Genomic DNA, 20462 nt, shown 5'->3' with positions numbered 1-20462 from the left:
TCTGGTATCTGGCAGAGGCATTTGGCGGCCAGCCAGGCATTTGTTCTCCACCATGCCAGTGCCCAGAACCGGACATGGTGAGATGCTGGAAGCCATGCTGGCGAGCTATTTCACCGAGGATAAATTCCTCTTTTTCCAAAGCTACGATTGAGCGCATCCAGCTGTCAGCTGTTCTAGATAATTGCTTACTGCATTTGCGGTTTAACCCGAGCCGAATCAGGGGCAAGTATCAGCGCAGGTAAGTATCAACGCACAAGATGCAGAAAGTGCAGATGGCGCTCGTATTGGTCGAGGATATCGCTGATCACGGCGCTCTTGCTCCAGCCGACGATATCGTAATTCTGCCCACCTTCCTGTAAATGCACCTCGGCGCGGCAATAGTGCGCATCCTCGTCTGCATGGTCCTGCGTTGCCTGCACGGTAAAGCTGGGCTGGGCGTAGGTGCGCAGCCTGACCTCGTAGATAAAATCAATTTCGCTGCCATGCATGACTTCCAGCCTTACCCGGCCATCATCGCCAGTGGTGACCTGCACTTCGTACTGACGTTTGCGTAGCTCGGTGGCAACTTCTTCCGCTGCGGGTTTAACCGTGCCCTGAATAAAGCTCAGCACGTCGCTACGCGAGGGGAAGTTGATAATGGTGCGCAGGCGCTGACGCCAGTTTTCCGGGGCATTGCCCGGCGGTGGCGCGAGATAGGTCTGAAAGCGCGTGCCGCGTTTGGTCAGGTCTATCTTCAATGCGCGCAGCAAGCCCCAGGCGGCCGCCAGCAGCACAATAGAGAAAGGCAGGGCGCTGGCAATGGTGGCGGTTTGCAGCGCAGAAAGGCCATCGGCCAGCAGCAATACGATGGCGACTATGCCTATCACCAGCGACCAGAATATGCGCTGCCAGACGGGAGTATTGTCCTTGCCGCCGGAAGCCAGCATATCAATCACCAGGGCACCGGAATCTGCCGAGGTGACAAAAAAGATGATGACCATCAGCACGGCAACGGCACTGGTCACCTGCGCCAGCGGCAATTGCTGCAGCAAGGCAAACAGTGCCAGCGAGTTATCGGTCTTCACGGTTTCACCCAAGGCGCTGATGCCGTCGTAAAGATAGAGATGAATGGCGGTATCGCCAAACACCGTCATCCAGAGAAAGGTAAAGCCAGCGGGCACAAAAATCACCCCGGCTATGAATTCACGTATGCTGCGGCCGCGTGAAACGCGGGCGATAAACATGCCGACAAAAGGTGACCAGGATAGCCACCAGCCCCAGTAAAACAAGGTCCAGCCGCCTAGCCAATCGGTGGGTTCATAGGCGTAGAGATTGAAGGTCTTGCTGACAATCTCCGACAAATAAGCCCCGGTGTTTTGCACATAGGCTTGCAGCAAGAATACCGTCGGCCCCATGCAGAAGACATAAGCCATAAACAGCACGGCCAAGATCATATTCAGTTCAGACAAGCGTCTGATGCCCTTATCCAGCCCGCTGGCGGCAGAAGCGGTGGCCAGCACAGTGGTGATCAGAATCAGCACCACCTGCACCATGGTGGCGATGGGGATTTGCGGCAGCAGGTGATGCAAGCCGCTATTGATTTGCAGCACGCCAAAGCCCAGCGAGGTGGCAATACCAAACACCGTGCCGATAATGGCAAAGGTATCAACAGCATGGCCGATAGGGCCGTAAATACGCTCACCTATCAGCGGGTAAAGTGCAGAGCGCAAGGTCAGGGGCAGGCCGTGTCTGAAAGCAAAAAACGCCAGAATCAGGGCAACCAGCGCATAAATGGCCCAGGCATGCAGCCCCCAATGGAAGAAGGTAATGCGCATGGCCTCACGCGCAGCGGTAACGGTGTTGGCATCGCCTTGCGGCGGGTCTAGGGTGTGCATCAGCGGTTCGGCCACGCCAAAGAACATCAGGCCTATGCCCATGCCTGCGCAGAACAGCATGGCAAACCAGGTGGTGTTGCTGTACTCAGGCTCGCTATGATCCAGCCCCAGCTTGATATCGCCAAAACGGCTGACCATGCAATACACCGTCAGAATCAGCACTAGCGCCACGGTGAGAATATAAAACCAGCTGGCATTCTTGATAATCCAGGTTTGAATCACGCCAAAAATGGCTTGTGCATCGCTGGGGAAAAACGCCGTCAGGCCGACAATGACAGCAATCAAGCCTGCCGCGCTGAAAAACACACCAGGGTTGATTTGCACGCGTGGAGACGGCCTTGCCAGACTGTTGGCTAGCGTGGCGGGGATGGGGTTTTGAGGTGGGAGAGCATCAGACATGCACTATCGGACAAGCGTGCTAGCGTATGGGTTCGCCAGGCATGGGGATTGAGCATGGGCGAGGGGCATAGGAGCAGAGCATGAGAAAAGCCCCGGGCCAGCGCAGATTCCTCTGTGCCAGGCCGGGGCTGTAACAGGTTGAAAGGTCTTAAGCGCTGGCTGGGTAGGTCACTTCCGCAGTCCAGCTTTCCTTGGGCTGTGTGTACAGCTTCCAGAACTCTTGCGCGATATCCGTACTTTCCTTGGAATCCGGGTTTACAAAGGTGGCCACGGTGACTGTGGCGACATGGATATTCTGTTCCTTGAAGCTTTCAAACAAGCCCAGCGCCTGTGCGCGTATGCCCGCCTTGCCTATGCTGATGGATAAATAATCCGGGTGCGGGAACAAGGCAAAACCGCCACCAGTGAGCAACAGGGCACCTGTGCCGCTTCTTGCTAGCGCAGGCGCTGCGGCTTGCGTGGCGACCAAGGCACCGCCTATATTCACGGCCAGATCACTGAGGAAAGTGTCTCGCGGTTGCGAGGCGATGCTGGCCTGGCGTATGCTCGCGGCGTTGTAGTGCAGCACATCCAGTGAGCCATACTGCTGTTCTACCTCGCCACTAGCGCCGCCACACTCGCGGGGTCAGCCGCATCTACCTTATGCACGGCTACGCTATGGCCTTGTTTGATCAGCTTCTCGGCCAGGGCCTGGGTTTTTTCTATAGAGCGTGCGCTTAGCACAATGCGAAAGCCTTCTTGCGCAAAGCGTTCAGCGGTGGCGTAGCCTATGCCTGGGCCAGAACCAATACTTAAAAATGTCTTCATCCAAATCTCCTGTGTAATTAGCGCAGATTGCGCGTCTTGCTTGACCATCATCTATGCGCTTATAGACGCTATCGTCCCAGCGGCCACAACTAGGGCTGCGATAAGTGATAGCGCATTGTGGTTTGTTAACCTAAAGAGATAAATGGCCTATTATTAAAAACATTATTTACCAATAGTGTTTAATTAAGGCGGTGGTATGGATAGAGTCGAAAGCATGCAGGTGTTTGTCAGCGTGGTGGAGCTGGGCAGCTTCACTGCCGCAGCCCAGGCGGCGCGGCTCTCGCCTGCCATGGTGAGCAAGCATATCAACGCACTGGAAAAACGCCTGGGGTCTACCCTGTTGCAGCGCACCACCCGCAGCTCGCACCTCACAGAGATTGGCCGTAGTTATTATCAAAACTGCAAAGAGATACTGTCGCAAATTGCGCAGGCTGAAGCCGGGGCAGAAATCATGCGTGGCAAGCCCAAGGGCTTGCTCACCATCAGTGCGCCCATCTGGTTTGGCACCATGCGCTTGGCGCCCTTGGTGGCGGATTATTTGCTGGAATACCCCGAGGTCAATGTGGCGCTGTCATTGACGGATCGCTTTGTTGACCTGATTGATGAAGGCGTGGATGTGGCAATACGCATAGGCGCGCTAGATGATTCCAGCTATATCGCCAAGCCGCTCTCGCTGTTTGAGCTGGTGGTGTGCGCAGCACCTGCCTATCTGCAACAGCAGGGCACACCGCTCAAGCCCGATGATCTCAAACACCATCAATGCCTGAGCTTTACCAACTGGAAGCATGATGGCGGCTGGAAACTGCTGGGCCAGCACCTGAGTAGCAAAATGGCGGATGGCTCACGCTTTGATTCCAATAATGCGCAAGCCCTGCGCGTGGCGGCAATCAAAGGCCTGGGCCTGATACTGATGCCCAAAATCCTGCTGGAGCAGGATTTGCAACAAGGCTTGTTGCAGGAAGTGTTGCAGGATTTCAAGCCCGCCCCCAGACCAGTGCATGCGGTGTATGCCAAGGAGCGGCAACCCCCGCCCAGGTTGACTGCCTTTGTGGAGTATCTGGCGCAGCGGCTGGCCTGACGAGGTAGATGGCGCAATGCCCGCTAAGCGCTTTGCAGGCTAGACTTAACTCAGTTTGAAATATGACACCGTATACACCAATGTGAGGCCTATGAGCAGGATGATGGAAAAATTGGCCCCGGCAATCAGATAGCCCAGTTTGGGCGGAATAAGCTCCCCCTTGCTGTCTCGCAACTGCCTAGAATAACTCTTGCCATAAATCAGGATGGAAAGCGCCAAGGTCAGCAGCGGCTTGTAAACGGCAAACTGCCACGATGCGGGCACATACTGCTCGGCCACATTCAAGGCTGAGCCCACTACCACGCTGGCCATCAAGCCAAAGGCATTGGCCAGCGCCAGGTGCTTGAAAGTCTGCCTGACCTTGGTCACGCGCAAGCTGGTGAAATAGGTGAGCAATGACAAGGCCAGAATGGCCGCCAGATAAATGCCCATCATGTAAACAATCAACATATCCAGTCCTTAAGCTGCGGTGCAGGCGGCAATGTGCGGGTGAGGCAGGATTATACCGACTCCATGTTGCCTGCATCACCCGAGTGTATCTGCAGCCATGTTAGCCCGGACTTCAACGCCAAGTATTGAATGCTAGGCCTCCATCTCCTGCCAGGCTAGCTGTTGCGGCATAGGGCGCAAAATCCACTCCTCAATCTCAAATTCCCAGAAGCGATGGCTGCCTCCTGTCAGACCCTCTGGGTCTTCCTGATCCCACAACACCCTGGAGTTTCCCGTCATTTGCAGTAACTGCTGGCCGTTAAAATCCGGTACGCAAATGCCGCTGGCGCGGTTGACGGCAATATTGCCCAGGGTGTTGAACAGGCTATTGCCTGCGTAATCCGGGATGCGCAGCACGCGCTCATTCATGATCTGTACAAAGCCGGGCTGGCCGCCGCGATGTGAGGCATCTGCCCCGGCTTCTGCATTGAGGCTGGCGACAAACAAGGTATCGGCCTGGCTAATAATCTGGCGTAGCGGTGGGCTGATGCTATTGCCCGTGGCCACAGCCTGTGGCGCAGCGGCGTGAGTGGACTGTTGCAGCGCGCGTGGCTGTATAAACTTGGGGCAGTTGGGGTAAGCCTCCTGCACCAGCAGCTCCAGCCCCGCAGCATCCAGACGCTGCACCTGACCATTGACGCGATAGCGGCGTCGGGTAGCCAGTTCAATAAACAGCATGCCCAGCGTGGCGTGCTGATGCAGGTTTGCCCATACCGGGTCACTGGCATCACGCAGAGCCTCAGCCACCTCCAGGGATACGATATTGGCCGCGTGCTCATTAGCCGCAGATATAGCTAAAGCGCCTATATGTGCAAAGCCTGCAGGCCCAAACAGCAGGGAAGACCACACCCGGCCTTGTGCATCCTCGCTAGCCAGCACCACCATGGTTTGTTGTGCGATAAAAGGCTGTGCCCCAGCGAGTATGCTATCGCTCACCAGCCTGACATTACGCTGGGCGCGGTGGGCTTCACCCGCTCTTTGCTGCATGGCAATTTCACCTGCGTGGAATGTGTGCTCTTTGGACATGCTGATCTCCTTATGCTCTCAACAATTGTTGATGGCTGCATTCTAGGAAATAATGCGAGTGGGTACAGCCGTGCTGGCTGCAATTGATTATTTCGCCGGGAGCAAGAGTCATCGATCATATACATCTGATGCGGGTGTTTGTCACCGTAGCCAAAGAGGGTGGTTTTGCTGCGGCATCACGCGCGCTGGATATCTCTCCTGCTGCGGTAACGCGCGCGATAGTGGCGCTGGAAACGCAACTGGGCATCAGCCTGATGCAGCGCACCACGCGCAAGCTGCGCCTCACCGATGCAGGCAGCCAGTATTTTGCTGACTGCAAGCAGATACTGACGCAGATACAAGCCGCCAATGAGGCCGCTTCTGGCATCAATGCCGCACCCAGTGGCCGCTTGACCATTACCGCCCCGGTGCTGTTTGGCCGCATGTTTGTCATGCCCAGCATCATGCAATACATGCAGCGTTACCCGCAGGTGCAAGTACTGGCTCACTTTGTAGACAGGCTGACCAATGTGGTGGAAGAAGAAATCGATGTGGCCATACGCATAGGCCACTTGCCTGATTCCAGCCTGCGCGCCATCAAGGTCGGTCAGGTCAGGCAAGTGCTGTGCGCAGCGCCTGCCTATCTGCAACAGCATGGCCGCCCCTTAACCCCGGCTGAGTTGCATGCACATGCCATTGTTGCATCCAGTGCACTGGCACCGAACGCCATGTCTTCAAGCGCCACCTCTCCCAATACCACGGCGGCCAAAACCGAATGGGGCTTTGCCGATGGTGAAGCGCTGACCAGGGTCACCATCACGCCACGCCTGATGGTGAGCAGCAATGATGCCGCCTTGAGTGCGGCCGTGGGCGGGCTGGGCATCACGCGTTTGTTGTCCTATCAGGTCAAGCAGGAAGTAGAGCGCGGCAATCTGGAATTATTGTTAGAGACGTTTGAGCAGGCACCCTGGCCTGTGCATGTGGTACACCGTGAAGACAAGCATGGCTCCAGCAAAGTGCGCAGCTTTATAGATGAAATCGTTGACGATTTGCGCGCCCAGATTGAGTTCAAGGTTTGATGCAATAGAGTAGGGCTGGCAGGTTTTATTGCATCTGGCGAAATAATCAATTTCTATTGCAGGGATGTTTCCTACGCTGCTGAATTTCTAGAATGCAGTCGTGATGTTTGATTTCACTCACGCTCATTCAAACGAAAGGACACAGCATGAAAGCCGCCATCATTATTTTTTCCGATCCCAGCCACGGTGGGGATGAAGCCCTGGGCCGGGCATTCAATGGCCTAGCCGCCGCTTATGACTTCAAGCAGCAAGGCACCGAGGTATCTATCTATTTCCAGGGAGCTGGTACACGCTGGGCCGCGCTGGTGGGCAAGGCAGATCATCCCTTGCACCCGCTGTATCAAGCTGTCGAGGAGCTAGTGGCAGGTGTTTCCTGCGGATGTGCCGATGTGTTTGGCGCACGTGAGGAGGCAGAGAAAAATGGCTTTAGCCTGATCACGGATAATCGCGTGCCTGGCACCTCTGGCCTGCCCAGCATTGCCCAGCTATCGCAGCAGGGTTATAGCGTGTTTAGTTTCTAGCTGTTTTACCCGGCCCACTTCAGGTGTAGCGCACTGCTAGCAACCTTGACGCCTGATGATGGTCTCTCAGTGGCCAGATTGCAGCAATCTGGCCACTTTATGCACACAGTACATATGTCACATGCCAGATGTCACATGCACATATCATGCGCCCGCCAAACAGGAGAAGTAATGAGCGATTTACCTTACAGCCCGCCACGCGTCTGGGTTTGGGAAAAAACCAATGGCGGTGCCTTTGCCAATATCAATCGGCCCGTGGCGGGTGCCACGCATGAGAAAACCCTGCCTGTAGGCCAACATCCGCTACAGCTTTACTCCCTGGCCACGCCTAACGGCGTCAAGGTCACCATCCTGCTGGAAGAACTGCTGGCGCTAGGTGTGGAGCAAGCCCAATACGATGCCTGGCTGATCAAAATCACCGAGGGTGACCAGTTTGGCAGTGACTTTGTGGCGATTAATCCCAACTCCAAAATCCCGGCGCTGCTGGATCACAGCACTACACCACCAGTGCGCGTGTTTGAGTCTGGCTCTATCCTGCTTTATCTGGCAGAGAAGTTTGGCCACTTTATACCTGCTGCGCCAGCAGAGCGTACCGAGTGCCTCAACTGGCTGTTCTGGCAAGTGGCGGGCGCGGGTTTTCTGGGCGGCGGTTTTGGGCATTTCTATGCCTATGCGCCGGAAAAACTTGAATACCCCATCAACCGCTACACCATGGAGGTCAAGCGTCAGCTGGATGTGCTGGATCAGCAGCTAGGCAAAACGCCTTATGTCGCAGGGCAGGCTTACACTATTGCCGATATGGCCATTTGGCCCTGGTATGGTGAGCTGGTGAATAACCGCGTCTATCAGGCGGCAGAGTTTCTTGATGCGCAAAGTTATCGCAATGTGCTGCGCTGGGCAGAAGAGATAGGCAGCAGACCTGCGGTGAAACGCGGGCAGAGGGTTAACCGCAACTGGGGGCCAGAGGCCGAGCAATTGCCGGAACGTCACAGCGCTGAGGACTTCATCAAGCCATGAGGCTGGCAGTCTTTAACTAATAAAAAATCCGTAGCCAGTGCTACGGGTTTTTATTGGCATTCAGTTCCGCTCAGTTCAGTTTAGGCCTGGTCAGGCTCAAAAGTTATATCTGAGGTTAGGCGTGAGCAATGCATGGTGAATTTATCGGCAAATAATGGACATGTAATCTAAGTGTCATTTTTGTTAAACCCAGTACAATATGCATACAACTTTGGGAGCTATAAGCTCCCTTTGGTATTTCTGAACGTTATAAATGCAGTGTTTGAGTTATGCCTATGCACTCTCTTGGCACTAGCTTGTGCACGCGCTTGCACCGCGCCAGAAACTTAGTTTTCCCTACAAAAAAGACAGGAAGTAATGAACATCTCCAATATAAAAATCGGTACACGTTTGCTGGCAGGGTTCAGCATTATTCTGGGGCTGATGGGCATCATGATTGTGGTGGGGCTGCTGCAGCTCGCCAATGTGGGCAACACCGCCCAGGTGATGACAGAACAGGAATTGGTGAAGGAAAGATTGACCAATGAATGGGTATCGAATGGCAAGCAAAACGGCATCAGAACCTTTGCCGCGCTGAAAAGCACGGATGCTGCCATGTTGGCGATGTATCAGGAGCAGATCAAGGAAACCTCGAATGCCAACAAGGATATCGTCAGGCAGCTGGATGTGATGCTGGAGCATCCCCGCGCTAAAGCACTGTTTGATGCCTCCAAGCAAAAACAGCAGGCCTATCAGCAAGTGCGTGATCAATTGTTTGCCTTGCGTGACCAGGGTGTAGAACCCGCAGTGCTTGATGCCAGAATCAAGCAGGATTTTATCCCCAGCCGCGCCGAATATTTTGACAGCATGAACGCGATTGCGGAGTTTGAGCGCCAGTTGATCAATGAGGCGGGCGATCAGATTCAGAAGGTACGCAGCAATAGCAGCATTATTCTGCTGGTACTCGGTGCAATTGCTATTGTGGCAGGCATTATCATGGCGCTCAGCCTGTCATCCAGCATCACCAAGCCGCTATCCCAGGCGGTGGATATGGCCAAGGCCGTGGCCAATGGCGATCTGACTTCTCATGTCAAACCCAGCGCTACAGATGAAATAGGTGAATTACTCGCAGCGCTGGAGCTGATGAACCAGAATTTATCCCATATAGTCGGCGATGTGCGCCATGGCGCAGAGACCATCGCCACGGCCTCGCAGGAAATTGCCACTGGCAATCTGGATTTATCCAGCCGCACGGAAGAGCAAGCCAGCTCGCTGGAAGAAACCGCTTCTGCCATGGAACAGCTGACCTCTACCGTCAAGCAGAATGCAGACAATGCCCACCAAGCCAATCAATTCGCGGTGTCGGCTTCTGCGGTGGCCAGCACAGGCTCCAGGGTGATTGATGATGTGATAGGCACCATGTCTGACATCAATGATGCTTCCAAACGCATTGCAGACATTATTGCGGTGATTGATGGCATTGCCTTCCAGACCAATATACTGGCGCTGAATGCAGCGGTGGAAGCCGCACGTGCGGGCGAGCAGGGGCGCGGCTTTGCTGTGGTGGCCACCGAGGTCAGAACGCTTGCTCAGCGTGCCGCCAGTGCGGCCAAGGAAATCAAGGGCCTGATTACCGACTCTGTCTCCAAGGTGCAGCAGGGCAGTGATCAGGTGCAGAAGGCGGGTAACACCATGCGCGAAATCCGTGACAGTGTGGAGCGGGTCAAGGATATGGTGAGCGATATTGCCGCAGCCAGCCATGAACAAAGCACAGGCATAGAGCAGGTGAACCAGGCCATTATGCAGATGGATGAAGTCACGCAACAAAATGCCGCCCTGGTAGAAGAAGCCGCAGCCGCCTCACAGTCACTGCAGGATCAAGCCCAGGGGCTGAAGCAGGCGGTGAGTGTATTCAGGCTGGATAGACGCGCCGCTTAAGCTGCCAACATGTATCTAGCGCTGCTGGCGTAATCGCCAATGCCGCTGATACTCAAACCCATGTCTGCCAGGCATGGGCTTTTTTACAGACGTTTGCGCCATTTTTATACTATCCTGCCGCACTTAAACGCCATATTTACCTTGCTTACACGATCATGGCCGGGCAGTCATTCTGGGATGTATGCAGAGTCGTCACCAGAAAGCCTGCCTTCTCAACTTTGATCGTTCATCACCATGAAAACACCTGCTCTTATTGCATTAACCTTGACTGTCGCTCCCGCCCTGGCCTTGACTCCCAACATTGCCCAGGCTGTGGAAATAGGCGATTCAGGCTTGGCCATCAACGCCTATCTGGAAGGCTATCTTGCCTACGATGATAATCACCCTGCCAGCAACAAGCGGCCGGGTTTCACCTATAGCCACAACCGCACGGGTGACCCACAGATTAATTTGGCCCTGATCAAAACCAGCTTCAGGCAGCCGCGGTTCAGGGCCAATCTTGCCCTGGCCTCTGGCACTTACATGCAGGCCAATTATGCGGCCGAGCCCAATACCCTGCAGCACCTCTATGAGGCCAACCTAGGCATTAAATTATCCGAGCAGCATGAGCTATGGCTGGATGCCGGGGTGATGCCCTCGCATATTGGCCATGAAAGCGCGATAGGTAGTGAAAACTGGACGTTGACGCGCAGCATGATGGCGGATAACTCGCCGTATTTTGAAACCGGGGTCAAGCTGTCTTACACCACGCCTGATGGCAAATGGATGTTGAGCGGCTTGCTGCTGAACGGCTGGCAGCGCATACAGCGCCCTGAAAACAACACCACGCCAGCCTTTGGCCATCAGCTCACTTACAAACCCAATGACAGGGTCACCATCAACAGCAGCTCATTTATAGGCAATGACAAATCTGACCACGACAGGCAGATGCGCTATTTCCATAACCTCTATGCACAGTTCAAGCTGAATGAACGCTGGGGGCTGATCACGGCGCTGGATATAGGCGCTGAGCAAAAATTCCGTGGCAGCGAGCAATACAGCCTGTGGTTTTCACCCACGGCGATTGTGCGCTATCAGTGGAGTGAAGAGCTGAGCCTGGCGGCACGTGTGGAGTATTACCAGGACAAGGATGGCGTGATTATCAGCAGCACTACACCGCATGGTTTCAGAACCGCTGGCTACTCGCTGAATATGGATTACAGATTCAGCCCGGCTGTGCTCTGGCGTGCTGAAATCAAGCAGTTGCAAAGCCGCGATAAAATATTTGAGCAAGGCCAGAGCGGGCTGTCCGACAGCAATCTGATGGTGATGACCTCGCTGTCGCTGACGTTCTGATGAAACAATTGCAGGCAGTTGCATCAATTCAGCACCTGCCTGCAACTACAGCCTAGTCTGGATTAATCAGCAGACGATACCCCACACCCAGTTCGGTAATAAAGTGCTGCGGCATGGTGGGGTTGTCTTCCAGTTTGTTGCGCAGATGGCCCATATAGATACGCAGATAATGGCTGCTTTCTACGGCATTTGGCCCCCACACCTCTTTCAATAACTGGCGCTGCGTCACCACCCGGTTGGCTTCACGCAGCAGCACCGTCAACAGGCGGTATTCGGTAGGGGTGAGCTGCACCTGCGCTTCCGCCTTGTGTATCAGCCGTTTACCCAGGTCAACCTGGATATTGCCAAACCTGATCACGCTATCGCTGCTGGCGGCGCTGGTGGCGCGGCGTCTCAACTGGGCGCGGATACGCGCCATCAATTCCCCGGCACCAAACGGCTTGCTCAGGTAATCGTCTGCGCCTGCATCCAGCGCTGCAATTTTCTCGTGCTCTTGCGTACGCGCAGAAAGCACAATGATGGGCACCTGACTCCAGGCGCGTATCTGGCGTATCACCTCCACGCCATCCATATCTGGCAGGCCCAGATCCATGATGATGATATCCGGCTGGCGGGTGGCCGCTTCTATCAGGCCACGCGCCCCGGTTTCTGCGGGAAAGGCATGCATGCCCTCGGCCTCTATCGCCAACAGCAGAAATTTGCGGATTTGCGCTTCATCTTCCACCACCAGAATATTGATCGCGGGTTCCAGCTTGCTCATGGGGCTAGGTCTTTCATTGAGGGAGCCTGATCTACGGGTAGAGAGAAGGTGATGACCGTGCTGAAACCAGCCTGACTCATGTCATCTTGGTCTGTCTTGGCTCGGTCTAGCTTGGGTTTGTCAATCTCTGGGCCAATCTCTATGCCAATCTCTGCGTCAGGTTGTGCAATCCAGATTTTGCCATGGTGGGCCTGAATAATGTTCTTGCAGATGGATAATCCCAGCCCTACGCCGGGTTTGTCTGATTCCTTATCGCCACGGTTGAATTTCTCAAACAGGCGCTGCTGGTTTTCGAGCGGAATACCCTGGCCCTGATCGCTCAGCGATACCCAGATTTCTGCACCTTGCAGCTGGCCGCCAGATGTATCCTGCTAGCAGGCCTGGAGTATTTGATGGCATTGTCCAGCAGGTTGCAGAGCACACGCTCCAGCAGCAAGGCGTCATAACGTATCAATGGCAAATCAGGCGGAATATGCGTGCTGAGCTGGTGGTGCTGGGTGGCGGGTTGCATGGCGCGCAAGGCACTGCCTACTACTTCTTCCAGCGATTGCCATTGCCGATTAAGCGTGACATTGCCCGCTTGCAGCCTGGCCATATCCAGCAAGTTGATCACCAGCTGATTCATATGGAAAGTCTGGCTGGCCAGGTCTTCCAGTAGCGTGTTGTCTTGGGTGGAGGGCATCTGTTGTTTCAGGCGCTCGATTATGCTGAGCTGCACCGCAATCGGCGTGCGCAGATCATGCGAAATGGCACTGAGCAGGGAATTGCGCAGGCGCTCCGATTCCATGGAAATCAGCGCATCCCTGGCCACTTCTACATAATGCTTGCGCTCCAGCGCCAGGCCTATCTGCGCGGCAAAGGTATCCAGCAATTGTCTTTGTTCTATATCAAAGCGGCTATCTGATGCCAGAGGTGCAATGGCCAGCACACCGCGCGTACGCATGGGGGCCTTGAGCGGCACATAAAGCACGGTGCTGGAGGGCAGGGTCTGAGTGCCCAGGCCAGCCTGCTCCTGATGGTCGTAAGTCCATTGCGCAATGGCAATATCAAAGGCCTTGAGCTGGCCTTCCATCTGCCTGCCATGTACCTGATAGTCCACAGCATCTGAGCCATGCAGCTTGTCGTCCATATCTGCCACCAGAATGGCAATCTTGGCACCAAACAAACCGGAAAGATGGTGAATACTGACTTCGGCAATATGGGTGATGGTCATGGCGGCGGCCAGCTCCTTGCCCATTTCGTACAAGGCCTGGCTGCGGCGTTCTCGCAGATTGGCAATCATGGCCTGCCGCTTGAGGCTGGCTGTGAGGTTGCTGATGACCAGGGCGGCGCTGAGCATGATGGCAAAGGTCAGCAGAAATTGCGTATCCGAGACCGAGAATGACCATGCAGGCTGGACAAAGAAAAAGTCGAAACACACCACGCTGAGCAGTGAGGCGGCAATGCCAGGCCCGCGCCCATAACGGTTGGCAATCAGCATCACCCCCAGCAGATAGAGCATGATGATGTTGGAAAGCTCAAAGTAATTGAACACCGCCCCCGCCGCCAGCGAGGTGAGGCCACTGATGGCAATCGCCCACAGATAGCCCTTGCGCTTGAGTCTGGAGAAATGGGCTTCACCCGCCATGCGCATGGCAGCAGGTTTGCTGGGAGTGACAGGCTGGGTGACACGTGGAATCACGTGAATATCAATATTGGCCGTATTTTGCAGCAGACGCTCACACACGCCTGGCCGCAGCCAGCGCCTATAGCTTGAACTTGATCCTGAGCGCCTGCCCACGACAATGCGCGAGATATTGCGGCTTTGCGCGTATTCCAGCAGCACCGCGCTGACATCATCGCCATGCAGGGTAATGCTGCCGCCACCCAAGGACTGCACCAGATTGAATTTCTGCGCGATGTTTTCTTGATGCGCTGCACCCCGCTTTTGCAGTTTGGGGGTTTCTACATAAACCGCAGTCCATTCTGCCTTGGTCAGATTGGCAAAGCGCGCGGCGGCATGTATCAGCGCGTTGTCCTGATCCTGGGCATCTACACCCAGCAGTATTCTTTCATTGGCCTGCCAGATCTGCGCGATGGCAGCGCCCGAGCGATAGGCGCGCATCTGTTCATCCACGCGGTCTGCGGTTCTGCGCAAAGCCAGCTCGCGCAGCGCAATCAGATTACCCTTGCGAAAGAAATTGGCCTTGGCTTTTTCCGCTTGCGGCGCCAGGTAAACCTTGCCTTCTTTCATGCGCTGCAACAGGTCTTCAGCGGGCAGGTCTACCAGTATCACTTCATCCGCCTGATCAAAGACTTTATCCGGCACCAGCTCGGCCACGCGTATGCCGGTAATCTGCCCCACCACATCATTGAGGCTTTCCAGATGCTGCACATTGAGCGTGGAATAAACATCTATGCCCGCCTGCAGCAGCTCTTCCACATCCTGCCAGCGCTTGCGGTGGCGTGAGCCTTCAACATTGGAATGCGCCAGTTCATCAATCAGAATCAGGTCTGGCTTCAGCGCCAGCGCGGCATCCAGATCAAACTCGCGCAGCTTGCGCTTTCTGTAATCCACTTCTCTCAGCGCCAGTTGTGGCAAATCGCCCAGTTGTGCCTGGGTCTCGGCACGGCCATGGGTTTCCACCACTCCTATCACCACATGCCTGCCTTGCTGTTGTTGCGCCTGGGCGGCATTGAGCATGGCAAAGGTTTTACCTACCCCGGCACAGGCACCAAAAAACAGCTTGAGCTTGCCGTGGCTTTCCTCGCGCTGGATTTGCTCCAGCAACTTGTCGGGGTCTGGGCGTGGTGTGTGCATCTCAGCGCTTATTCCATGCTGGGGCCGGGCTGAAATGCCACCAGTGCTGCCTGCGTTTCAATTCGCAGGCTAGGCTACAGGTGTAAGGCTTGCCATAGCTGAGCGCATGCATGGCGGCATTTACCTGATGCAGCCGCTGGCACACCGGGCAAGTGTGCGCATGTTGCATGGTGGATGGGTCATTAGGTGAATATGCCTGTGAGTATTCTTGTGCAAGTTCTTGTTCAAGCTTGGTGAGTACATGGGCGGGTACATGGTCAGAAACCTCATGGTAACGCCCAAATTGCGCGGCGGGCAGTGTTTGCATAATGGTATCCATCACAGTATCTATCAAGTGCTGGCTGACCAGAAAGCCTATCTTCAGCCTGCCAGCCAGGCAGGGCTTGAGCAGCAGTATCTCAATCTCCATTCTGCAACGCTGTCGGATTGCCTGCCGCAGCATGGTCAAATGCGCTTGCTCTATCACCATCTGCATCAAAATCGGTGTGCTTTGGGTCAACGCTAGCGTACACAAGGGGGGGTGCACACAAGGAGGGTGCACACAAGAAAGGGGAATTCATGGCAACTCTCCAGACCTATTGCTCAATGCCATCTCTGCTGGGCATTGCTGGCTGGGCCGCCAATTGATCCAGTGCCAGATTCAAGGCCAGCACATTGACGCGTGGCTCACCCAGCAAGCCCCACTGGCGGCCCTGGGTATGGCTTTGTATCAGCGCCAAGAGCTGGGTTTCTTTCAAGCCCCTGGCTTGCGCCACTCTATCCACCTGATACAGCGCCGCCGCCGGGCTGATTTCCGGGTCCAGCCCGCTGGCGGAGGCTGTGACCAGATCTACCGGGATAGGCAGGGTGTTGCCTGGGTCTAGCGCCAGCAAGGCGGCTTTGCGGCTGGCGATCGCCTCGGCCAGTGCCGGGTTGAGCGGGCCAAGGTTGGAGCCAGATGAGGCGGCGGCGTTATAAGGCATGGGGCTGGTGGCAGAAGGTCTGCCCCAGAAATAGCCCGGGCTGCTGAAGTGTTGCCCTATCAGGCTGGAGCCTATGGTGTGATCGCCGGATTTAAGCAGCGAGCCTGCAGCTTGCTGCGAGAACAAGGCCTGACCTATGCCATAGACCACAGCCGGGTAAAAAGTCCCGGTAAACAGGGTGAGGGCGGCAAACACAATGAGTGCGGGACGTATTAAGGCTTTCATGATGGATACTCCGGGTAATTGAGCTTGTGAAAATGGCTTACACCAGTCCCAGTAATTGCAGGAACATGTCGATCAGCTTGATGCCGACAAAAGGCGCGATAATGCCGCCCAGGCCGTAGACCAGCAGATTGCGGCGCAGCAGTGCAGCAGCGCCCATGGCTCTATAGGTCACGCCATCCAGCGCCAGCGGAATCAGCACCACAATCACTAGGGCGTTAAAAATCACGGCAGAGAGAATGGCGGCATTGGGGCTGGAAAGCTGCATGACATTGAGCACGCCTAGCTGGGGGTAAGTGCTAACAAAGGCCGCCGGGATAATGGCAAAGAACTTGGCAATATCGTTGGCAATGCTGAAGGTGGTGAGCGCGCCGCGCGTCATCAGCATTTGTTTGCCTATCTCGACGATCTCGATGAGCTTGGTGGGGTTGGAGTCCAGATCGACCATATTGCTGGCTTCCTTGGCGGCCTGGGTGCCTGTGTTCATGGCCACCGCCACATCGGCTTGGGCCAGCGCCGGGGCGTCATTGCTGCCATCGCCTGTCATGGCGACCAGCCTGCCCTGGGCCTGATACTGCCGAATCAATGCCAGCTTGGCCTCGGGTGTGGCTTCAGCCAGGTAATCATCCACCCCGGCCTCGGCGGCAATCGCGGCGGCGGTGAGGCGATTGTCCCCGGTAATCATGATGGTCTTGATGCCCATCTCGCGCAGCGCGGCAAAGCGCTCCTTGATGCCACCCTTGACGATATCCTTGAGCTCAATCACGCCCATGACCTTGGCATCATCGGCCACGACCAGCGGCGTACTGCCGCGCCTGGCAATGTCATCTATGCTGGCAGCCATTTGCGCGCTGAATGCACCGCCCTGCGATTCTACCCAGGCACGTATGGCCGAGGCCGCACCCTTGCGGATCTTGCGCTCGCCTATGTCTATACCGCTCATGCGCGTTTGCGCGCTAAATGGCACAAACACCGCACCCAGCTTTTTCATGCTGCGCTCACGCAAGCCGTATTCATTCTTGGCAAACACCACAATGCTGCGGCCCTCAGGCGTTTCATCCGCCAGCGAGGAAAGCTGGGCCACATCGGCCAGCGTGGCCAGGTCTACCCCCTCAGCGGCAAAGAAAGCCGAGGCCTGACGATTGCCCAGGGTGATGGTGCCAGTTTTGTCGAGCAGCAAGACATCCACATCACCCGCCGCCTCTACCGCCCGGCCCGAGGTGGCAATCACATTGGCCTGCATCATGCGGTTCATGCCTGCAACACCTATGGCAGACAGCAGGCCTGCAATGGTGGTGGGGATTAAACAGACCAGCAGCGCCACCAGCACCAGTATGCTGACAGGGGCGCCCGCGCCCGCAGCCTGCACGCTGAATATGGAGAAGGGCAGCAGACTGGCGGTGACCAGCAGAAAGATCAGGGTGAGGGCCACCAATAAAATGGTGAGTGCCATTTCATTGGGGGTTTTTTGCCGCTTGGCACCTTCTACCATGGCAATCATGCGATCGAGAAAGGTCTCGCCCGCATTGGCACTGACGCGCATGATGATCCAGTCTGACAGCACCTGCGTGCCGCCAGTAACAGCACTGAAGTCACCGCCAGCCTCGCGAATCACCGGGGCAGATTCCCCGGTAATCGCCGCTTCATTGACGGCGGCAATGCCTTCAATCACTTCGCCATCGGAGGGGATGCTATCGCCCGCCTCTACCAGCACCAGATCACCCCGGCGCAGGCTGAGACTATCCACCAATGTCAGCGCAGCGTGGCGCGAGGCCGAGGCCAGCTTTTTGGCTGAGATATTCTTTCTAGCGTTTTTCAGGCTGGCGGCCTGGGCCTGGCTGCGGCCTTCTGCCAGGGCTTCAGAGAAATTGGCAAACAGCAGCGTAAACCATAGCCACAGCGTAATGGCCCAGGTAAAGCCTATGGGCATGGCGCTCTGCTCTGCCTGCGGCAACAGCAGCAGCACGCTGGTGAGCAGGCTGCCTATGTACACCACAAACATCACCGGGTTACGCCACTGCACACGCGGCGAGAGTTTTAACAAAGACTGCACCAGGGCACGCAGGATAAAGCGCGACCCTAGCGATGAAGATGCGGATGAAGGCTGCATAAAAGGTTTCCTGAACATGGTGGGCTTTATTGGGCAGTAGAGGGGGCTGGCGCAGCGACTTGCCTGGTATCAACTTGTTGCGCAGTTACGTGCTCGGTATCAACTTGTTGAGCAGTTATATGTTCAACAACTGGCCCCAGCGCCAATGCAGGCACAAAGGTCAGCGCCCCCACCAGCACAACAGCGCCTATCAGCAGCGTGACAAACAGCGGGCCGTGGGTGGGCAGGGTGCCTGCATGGGCGGCAATACGCTTTTTGGCGGCCAGTGAGCCTGCAATGGCCAGCACCGGGATAATGATGGCAAAACGCCCCAGCCACATGGCCACGGCCAGCATGGTGTTGTAAAACGGCGTATTGGCAGATAGCCCGGCAAAGGCGCTGCCGTTGTTATTGGCGGCGGATGAGAAGGCATAGAGGATTTCGCTATAACCATGCGCCCCCGGGTTGGCAATGCCTGCCACGCCTGCGCTGAGCAGCACGGCAACGGCGGTGCCCAGCAACACCAGCATGGGGGTCACCAGCAGAATCAGCGCCGACATTTTCATCTCGAGAATCTCGATTTTTTTGCCCAAGTATTCAGGCGTGCGGCCTATCATCAAGCCCGCCACAAACACGGCAATAATCGCGTACACCAGCATGCCGTAAAGGCCAGAGCCTACCCCGCCAAATACCACCTCGCCCAGCTGCATCAGCCACATGGGTACCAGCCCGCCTATAGGCGTGAGCGAGTCATGCATGGCATTCACCGCCCCGCAAGAGGCGGCCGTAGTCACCGTGGCAAACAGCGCAGAATTGACGATGCCAAAGCGGGTTTCCTTGCCTTCCATATTGCCGCCTGCCTGTAGTGGCGAGGCAGTCTGATCCAGGCCTGCACTGGCTAGCAAGGGCGTGCCCGCCTGCTCGGCGCTGATGACCACGCTGGCCATCAGCACAAACAAAATACCCATGGCGGCAAATATCGCCCAGCCTTGCCTGCGGTCACCCAGCATCAGGCCAAAGGTGTAGCACAGCGCCGCAGGGATGAGGAAAATCGCCAGCATCTGCAAGAAGTTGCTCAATGGCGTGGGGTTTTCGTAAGGGTGTGCGGAGTTGGCATTGAAAAAGCCGCCACCGTTAGTGCCGAGTAACTTGATGGCTTCCTGCGAGGCCACTGGCCCATGGCGATTTGCTGTGTGATGCTGGTGGCCGCCTGGGTGAGCGCATTGCCGCTGGCATCCTTGATCACGGCGCCGCTTTCATCCAGCATAGGCTGCTGGTAGTGGCTAGTCTCTAGCGTGTGCACAGATTGATAAGGGCTGAAGTTCTGTATTACCCCCTGGCTCATCAAGGCCGTGGCCAGCAACAGCGATAGTGGCAGCAGGATATAAAGCGTAATGCGCGTGACATCTACCCAGAAATTGCCTATGGTCTGCGCCGAGTGGCGCACAAAGCCACGAATCAACGCAATGACCACGGCAATGCCTGTGGCGGCTGAAAGAAAGTTTTGCACCGTCAATGCCAGCATTTGCGTGAGATAACTCATGGTGGACTCACCGGCATAGCCCTGCCAGTTGGTATTGGCAACAAAACTCACCGCGGTATTGAAAGAGGAATCCAGCGAAATGCCAGCAAAATGCTGCGGATTAAAAGGCAGCCAGGCTTGCCATTGCTGTAACAAAAAGACCACCAGCAAGCCTAGCAGGTTGAACAGCAGCAAGCCCAGGGCATAATGCTTCCAGCCGCTTTCTTGCTGCGGGTTGATGCCTGCAAGTTTGTAGATGAGGTTTTCAAGCGGGCGCACTAGTGTGCTGAGCCAGGGCAGCTTACCCTGCATGGCAAGGTGGATGTAGTGCCCCACAGGCTTGGTGAGCAACAACAGCACGATGATAAAAAGTCCAAACTGCAGCAGCGCATTGACCGTCATCAGAAGCGCTCCGGCTGGCATAAAGCCAACAGCAGATAGGCCATCAGGCCAAGTGCAATCAGGCCGCTGATTGCATATAAGATGTTCATTTGATTACCCCTCAATTCAAGCTGCACCCAGTGCGGGTGCCTGATTGAGCAGCGTAATGATGGGCAGATAAAGATGCTGTAAGGAGTGGGGTGTG

Annotated in this window: 16 protein-coding genes and 2 pseudogenes; 6 read left to right on the top strand and 12 right to left on the bottom strand. The window is 55.7% G+C overall.

What is annotated here, in order from left to right; all coding sequences use genetic code 11:
* Positions 1 to 245: 245 nt before the first annotated feature.
* Positions 246 to 2273, bottom strand: coding sequence for a BCCT family transporter (locus tag JCM2850_RS11520; RefSeq protein WP_081775045.1), 2028 nt, complete (start codon positions 2271 to 2273; stop codon positions 246 to 248).
* Between the two features lie 148 nt (positions 2274 to 2421).
* A pseudogene (locus tag JCM2850_RS18850) lies at positions 2422 to 3080 on the bottom strand (SDR family NAD(P)-dependent oxidoreductase).
* Between the two features lie 196 nt (positions 3081 to 3276).
* Here JCM2850_RS18850 and JCM2850_RS11510 point away from each other — a divergent pair.
* Complete coding sequence (locus tag JCM2850_RS11510; RefSeq protein WP_025871994.1) at positions 3277 to 4158, top strand: LysR family transcriptional regulator; 882 nt, start codon at positions 3277 to 3279, stop codon at positions 4156 to 4158.
* 45 nt (positions 4159 to 4203) lie between these two features.
* On the opposite strand, the gene JCM2850_RS11505 is transcribed toward JCM2850_RS11510, so the two are convergent.
* A complete protein-coding gene (locus tag JCM2850_RS11505; RefSeq protein ID WP_025871992.1) occupies positions 4204 to 4608 on the bottom strand; it encodes a hypothetical protein in 405 nt (134 codons plus the stop codon).
* A 132-nt stretch (positions 4609 to 4740) separates the two neighbouring features.
* Positions 4741 to 5673 carry a PNPOx family protein gene (locus JCM2850_RS11500; protein ID WP_025871990.1) on the bottom strand — a complete coding sequence of 311 codons (933 nt, stop codon included), beginning with the start codon at positions 5671 to 5673 and terminating at the stop codon, positions 4741 to 4743.
* 83 nt (positions 5674 to 5756) lie between these two features.
* On the opposite strand from JCM2850_RS11500, the gene JCM2850_RS11495 reads away from it, so the two are divergent.
* From JCM2850_RS11495 to JCM2850_RS11475, 5 genes are all read left to right on the top strand, one after another.
* Positions 5757 to 6731, top strand: coding sequence for a LysR family transcriptional regulator (locus JCM2850_RS11495; RefSeq protein ID WP_369384884.1), 975 nt, complete (start codon positions 5757 to 5759; stop codon positions 6729 to 6731).
* A gap of 146 nt (positions 6732 to 6877) precedes the next feature.
* On the top strand, positions 6878 to 7252 hold the full coding sequence (locus JCM2850_RS11490) for a DsrE family protein (protein ID WP_025871986.1): 375 nt from the start codon (positions 6878 to 6880) through the stop codon (positions 7250 to 7252).
* 171 nt (positions 7253 to 7423) lie between these two features.
* Positions 7424 to 8269 (top strand): glutathione-dependent disulfide-bond oxidoreductase, encoded by an 846-nt coding sequence (gene yghU / locus JCM2850_RS11485; protein WP_025871984.1) that lies wholly within the window; start codon positions 7424 to 7426, stop codon positions 8267 to 8269.
* Positions 8270 to 8626: 357 nt separating this feature from the next.
* Positions 8627 to 10186, top strand: a complete 1560-nt coding sequence (locus JCM2850_RS23620; RefSeq protein WP_081775044.1) for a methyl-accepting chemotaxis protein — start codon at positions 8627 to 8629, stop codon at positions 10184 to 10186.
* A 264-nt stretch (positions 10187 to 10450) separates the two neighbouring features.
* Positions 10451 to 11521 carry a porin gene (locus tag JCM2850_RS11475; protein ID WP_234406229.1) on the top strand — a complete coding sequence of 357 codons (1071 nt, stop codon included), beginning with the start codon at positions 10451 to 10453 and terminating at the stop codon, positions 11519 to 11521.
* Positions 11522 to 11573: 52 nt separating this feature from the next.
* Here JCM2850_RS11475 and kdpE read toward each other — a convergent pair whose 3' ends face one another.
* From kdpE to kdpF, 8 genes and pseudogenes are all read right to left on the bottom strand, one after another.
* Positions 11574 to 12281 (bottom strand): two-component system response regulator KdpE, encoded by a 708-nt coding sequence (kdpE, locus tag JCM2850_RS11470; RefSeq protein WP_025871981.1) that lies wholly within the window; start codon positions 12279 to 12281, stop codon positions 11574 to 11576.
* On the bottom strand, positions 12278 to 12583 hold the full coding sequence (locus JCM2850_RS22875; RefSeq protein WP_305079981.1) for a sensor histidine kinase: 306 nt from the start codon (positions 12581 to 12583) through the stop codon (positions 12278 to 12280). Before JCM2850_RS22875 ends, kdpE begins: the two co-directional genes overlap by 4 nt.
* 17 nt (positions 12584 to 12600) lie before the next feature.
* Positions 12601 to 15081, bottom strand: a complete 2481-nt coding sequence (locus tag JCM2850_RS18840; RefSeq protein ID WP_051525387.1) for a DUF4118 domain-containing protein — start codon at positions 15079 to 15081, stop codon at positions 12601 to 12603.
* A gap of 1 nt (position 15082) precedes the next feature.
* Entirely contained in the window at positions 15083 to 15595 is a 513-nt protein-coding gene (locus tag JCM2850_RS11460; RefSeq protein ID WP_148301255.1) for a hypothetical protein, read from the bottom strand.
* A 61-nt stretch (positions 15596 to 15656) separates the two neighbouring features.
* Positions 15657 to 16268: a potassium-transporting ATPase subunit KdpC gene (kdpC, locus tag JCM2850_RS11455; RefSeq protein WP_025871976.1), complete on the bottom strand. Its 612-nt coding sequence runs from the start codon at positions 16266 to 16268 to the stop codon at positions 15657 to 15659.
* A gap of 37 nt (positions 16269 to 16305) precedes the next feature.
* The gene (gene kdpB / locus JCM2850_RS11450; protein ID WP_025871974.1) at positions 16306 to 18375 is read right to left on the bottom strand and encodes a potassium-transporting ATPase subunit KdpB; all 2070 of its coding nucleotides are present in this window, start codon (positions 18373 to 18375) and stop codon (positions 16306 to 16308) included.
* A 116-nt stretch (positions 18376 to 18491) separates the two neighbouring features.
* Positions 18492 to 20278, bottom strand: a pseudogene (kdpA, locus tag JCM2850_RS18835) (potassium-transporting ATPase subunit KdpA); the annotation flags it as partial.
* Positions 20278 to 20367 carry a K(+)-transporting ATPase subunit F gene (gene kdpF, locus JCM2850_RS21085; protein ID WP_081775043.1) on the bottom strand — a complete coding sequence of 30 codons (90 nt, stop codon included), beginning with the start codon at positions 20365 to 20367 and terminating at the stop codon, positions 20278 to 20280. The pseudogene kdpA and the gene kdpF, both read right to left, overlap by 1 nt.
* Positions 20368 to 20462 lie beyond the last annotated feature (95 nt).

Source organism: Methylobacillus glycogenes JCM 2850 (assembly GCF_000617925.1).
GTDB lineage: Bacteria > Pseudomonadota > Gammaproteobacteria > Burkholderiales > Methylophilaceae > Methylobacillus > Methylobacillus glycogenes.
This window is presented reverse-complemented; position numbering and strand designations above follow the sequence as displayed.

Excerpts from the sequence above, each read along its gene's own strand:
- JCM2850_RS11520 (WP_081775045.1), bottom strand. The coding sequence starts at position 2,273 with ATGTCTGATGCTCTCCCACCTCAAAACCCCATCCCCGCCACGCTAGCC.
- JCM2850_RS11510 (WP_025871994.1), top strand. The coding sequence starts at position 3,277 with ATGGATAGAGTCGAAAGCATGCAGGTGTTTGTCAGCGTGGTGGAGCTG.
- JCM2850_RS11505 (WP_025871992.1), bottom strand. The coding sequence starts at position 4,608 with ATGTTGATTGTTTACATGATGGGCATTTATCTGGCGGCCATTCTGGCC.
- JCM2850_RS11500 (WP_025871990.1), bottom strand. The coding sequence starts at position 5,673 with ATGTCCAAAGAGCACACATTCCACGCAGGTGAAATTGCCATGCAGCAA.
- JCM2850_RS11490 (WP_025871986.1), top strand. The coding sequence starts at position 6,878 with ATGAAAGCCGCCATCATTATTTTTTCCGATCCCAGCCACGGTGGGGAT.
- yghU (WP_025871984.1), top strand. The coding sequence starts at position 7,424 with ATGAGCGATTTACCTTACAGCCCGCCACGCGTCTGGGTTTGGGAAAAA.
- JCM2850_RS23620 (WP_081775044.1), top strand. The coding sequence starts at position 8,627 with ATGAACATCTCCAATATAAAAATCGGTACACGTTTGCTGGCAGGGTTC.
- kdpE (WP_025871981.1), bottom strand. The coding sequence starts at position 12,281 with ATGAGCAAGCTGGAACCCGCGATCAATATTCTGGTGGTGGAAGATGAA.
- JCM2850_RS18840 (WP_051525387.1), bottom strand. The coding sequence starts at position 15,081 with ATGCACACACCACGCCCAGACCCCGACAAGTTGCTGGAGCAAATCCAG.
- kdpC (WP_025871976.1), bottom strand. The coding sequence starts at position 16,268 with ATGAAAGCCTTAATACGTCCCGCACTCATTGTGTTTGCCGCCCTCACC.
- kdpB (WP_025871974.1), bottom strand. The coding sequence starts at position 18,375 with ATGCAGCCTTCATCCGCATCTTCATCGCTAGGGTCGCGCTTTATCCTG.
- kdpF (WP_081775043.1), bottom strand. The coding sequence starts at position 20,367 with ATGAACATCTTATATGCAATCAGCGGCCTGATTGCACTTGGCCTGATG.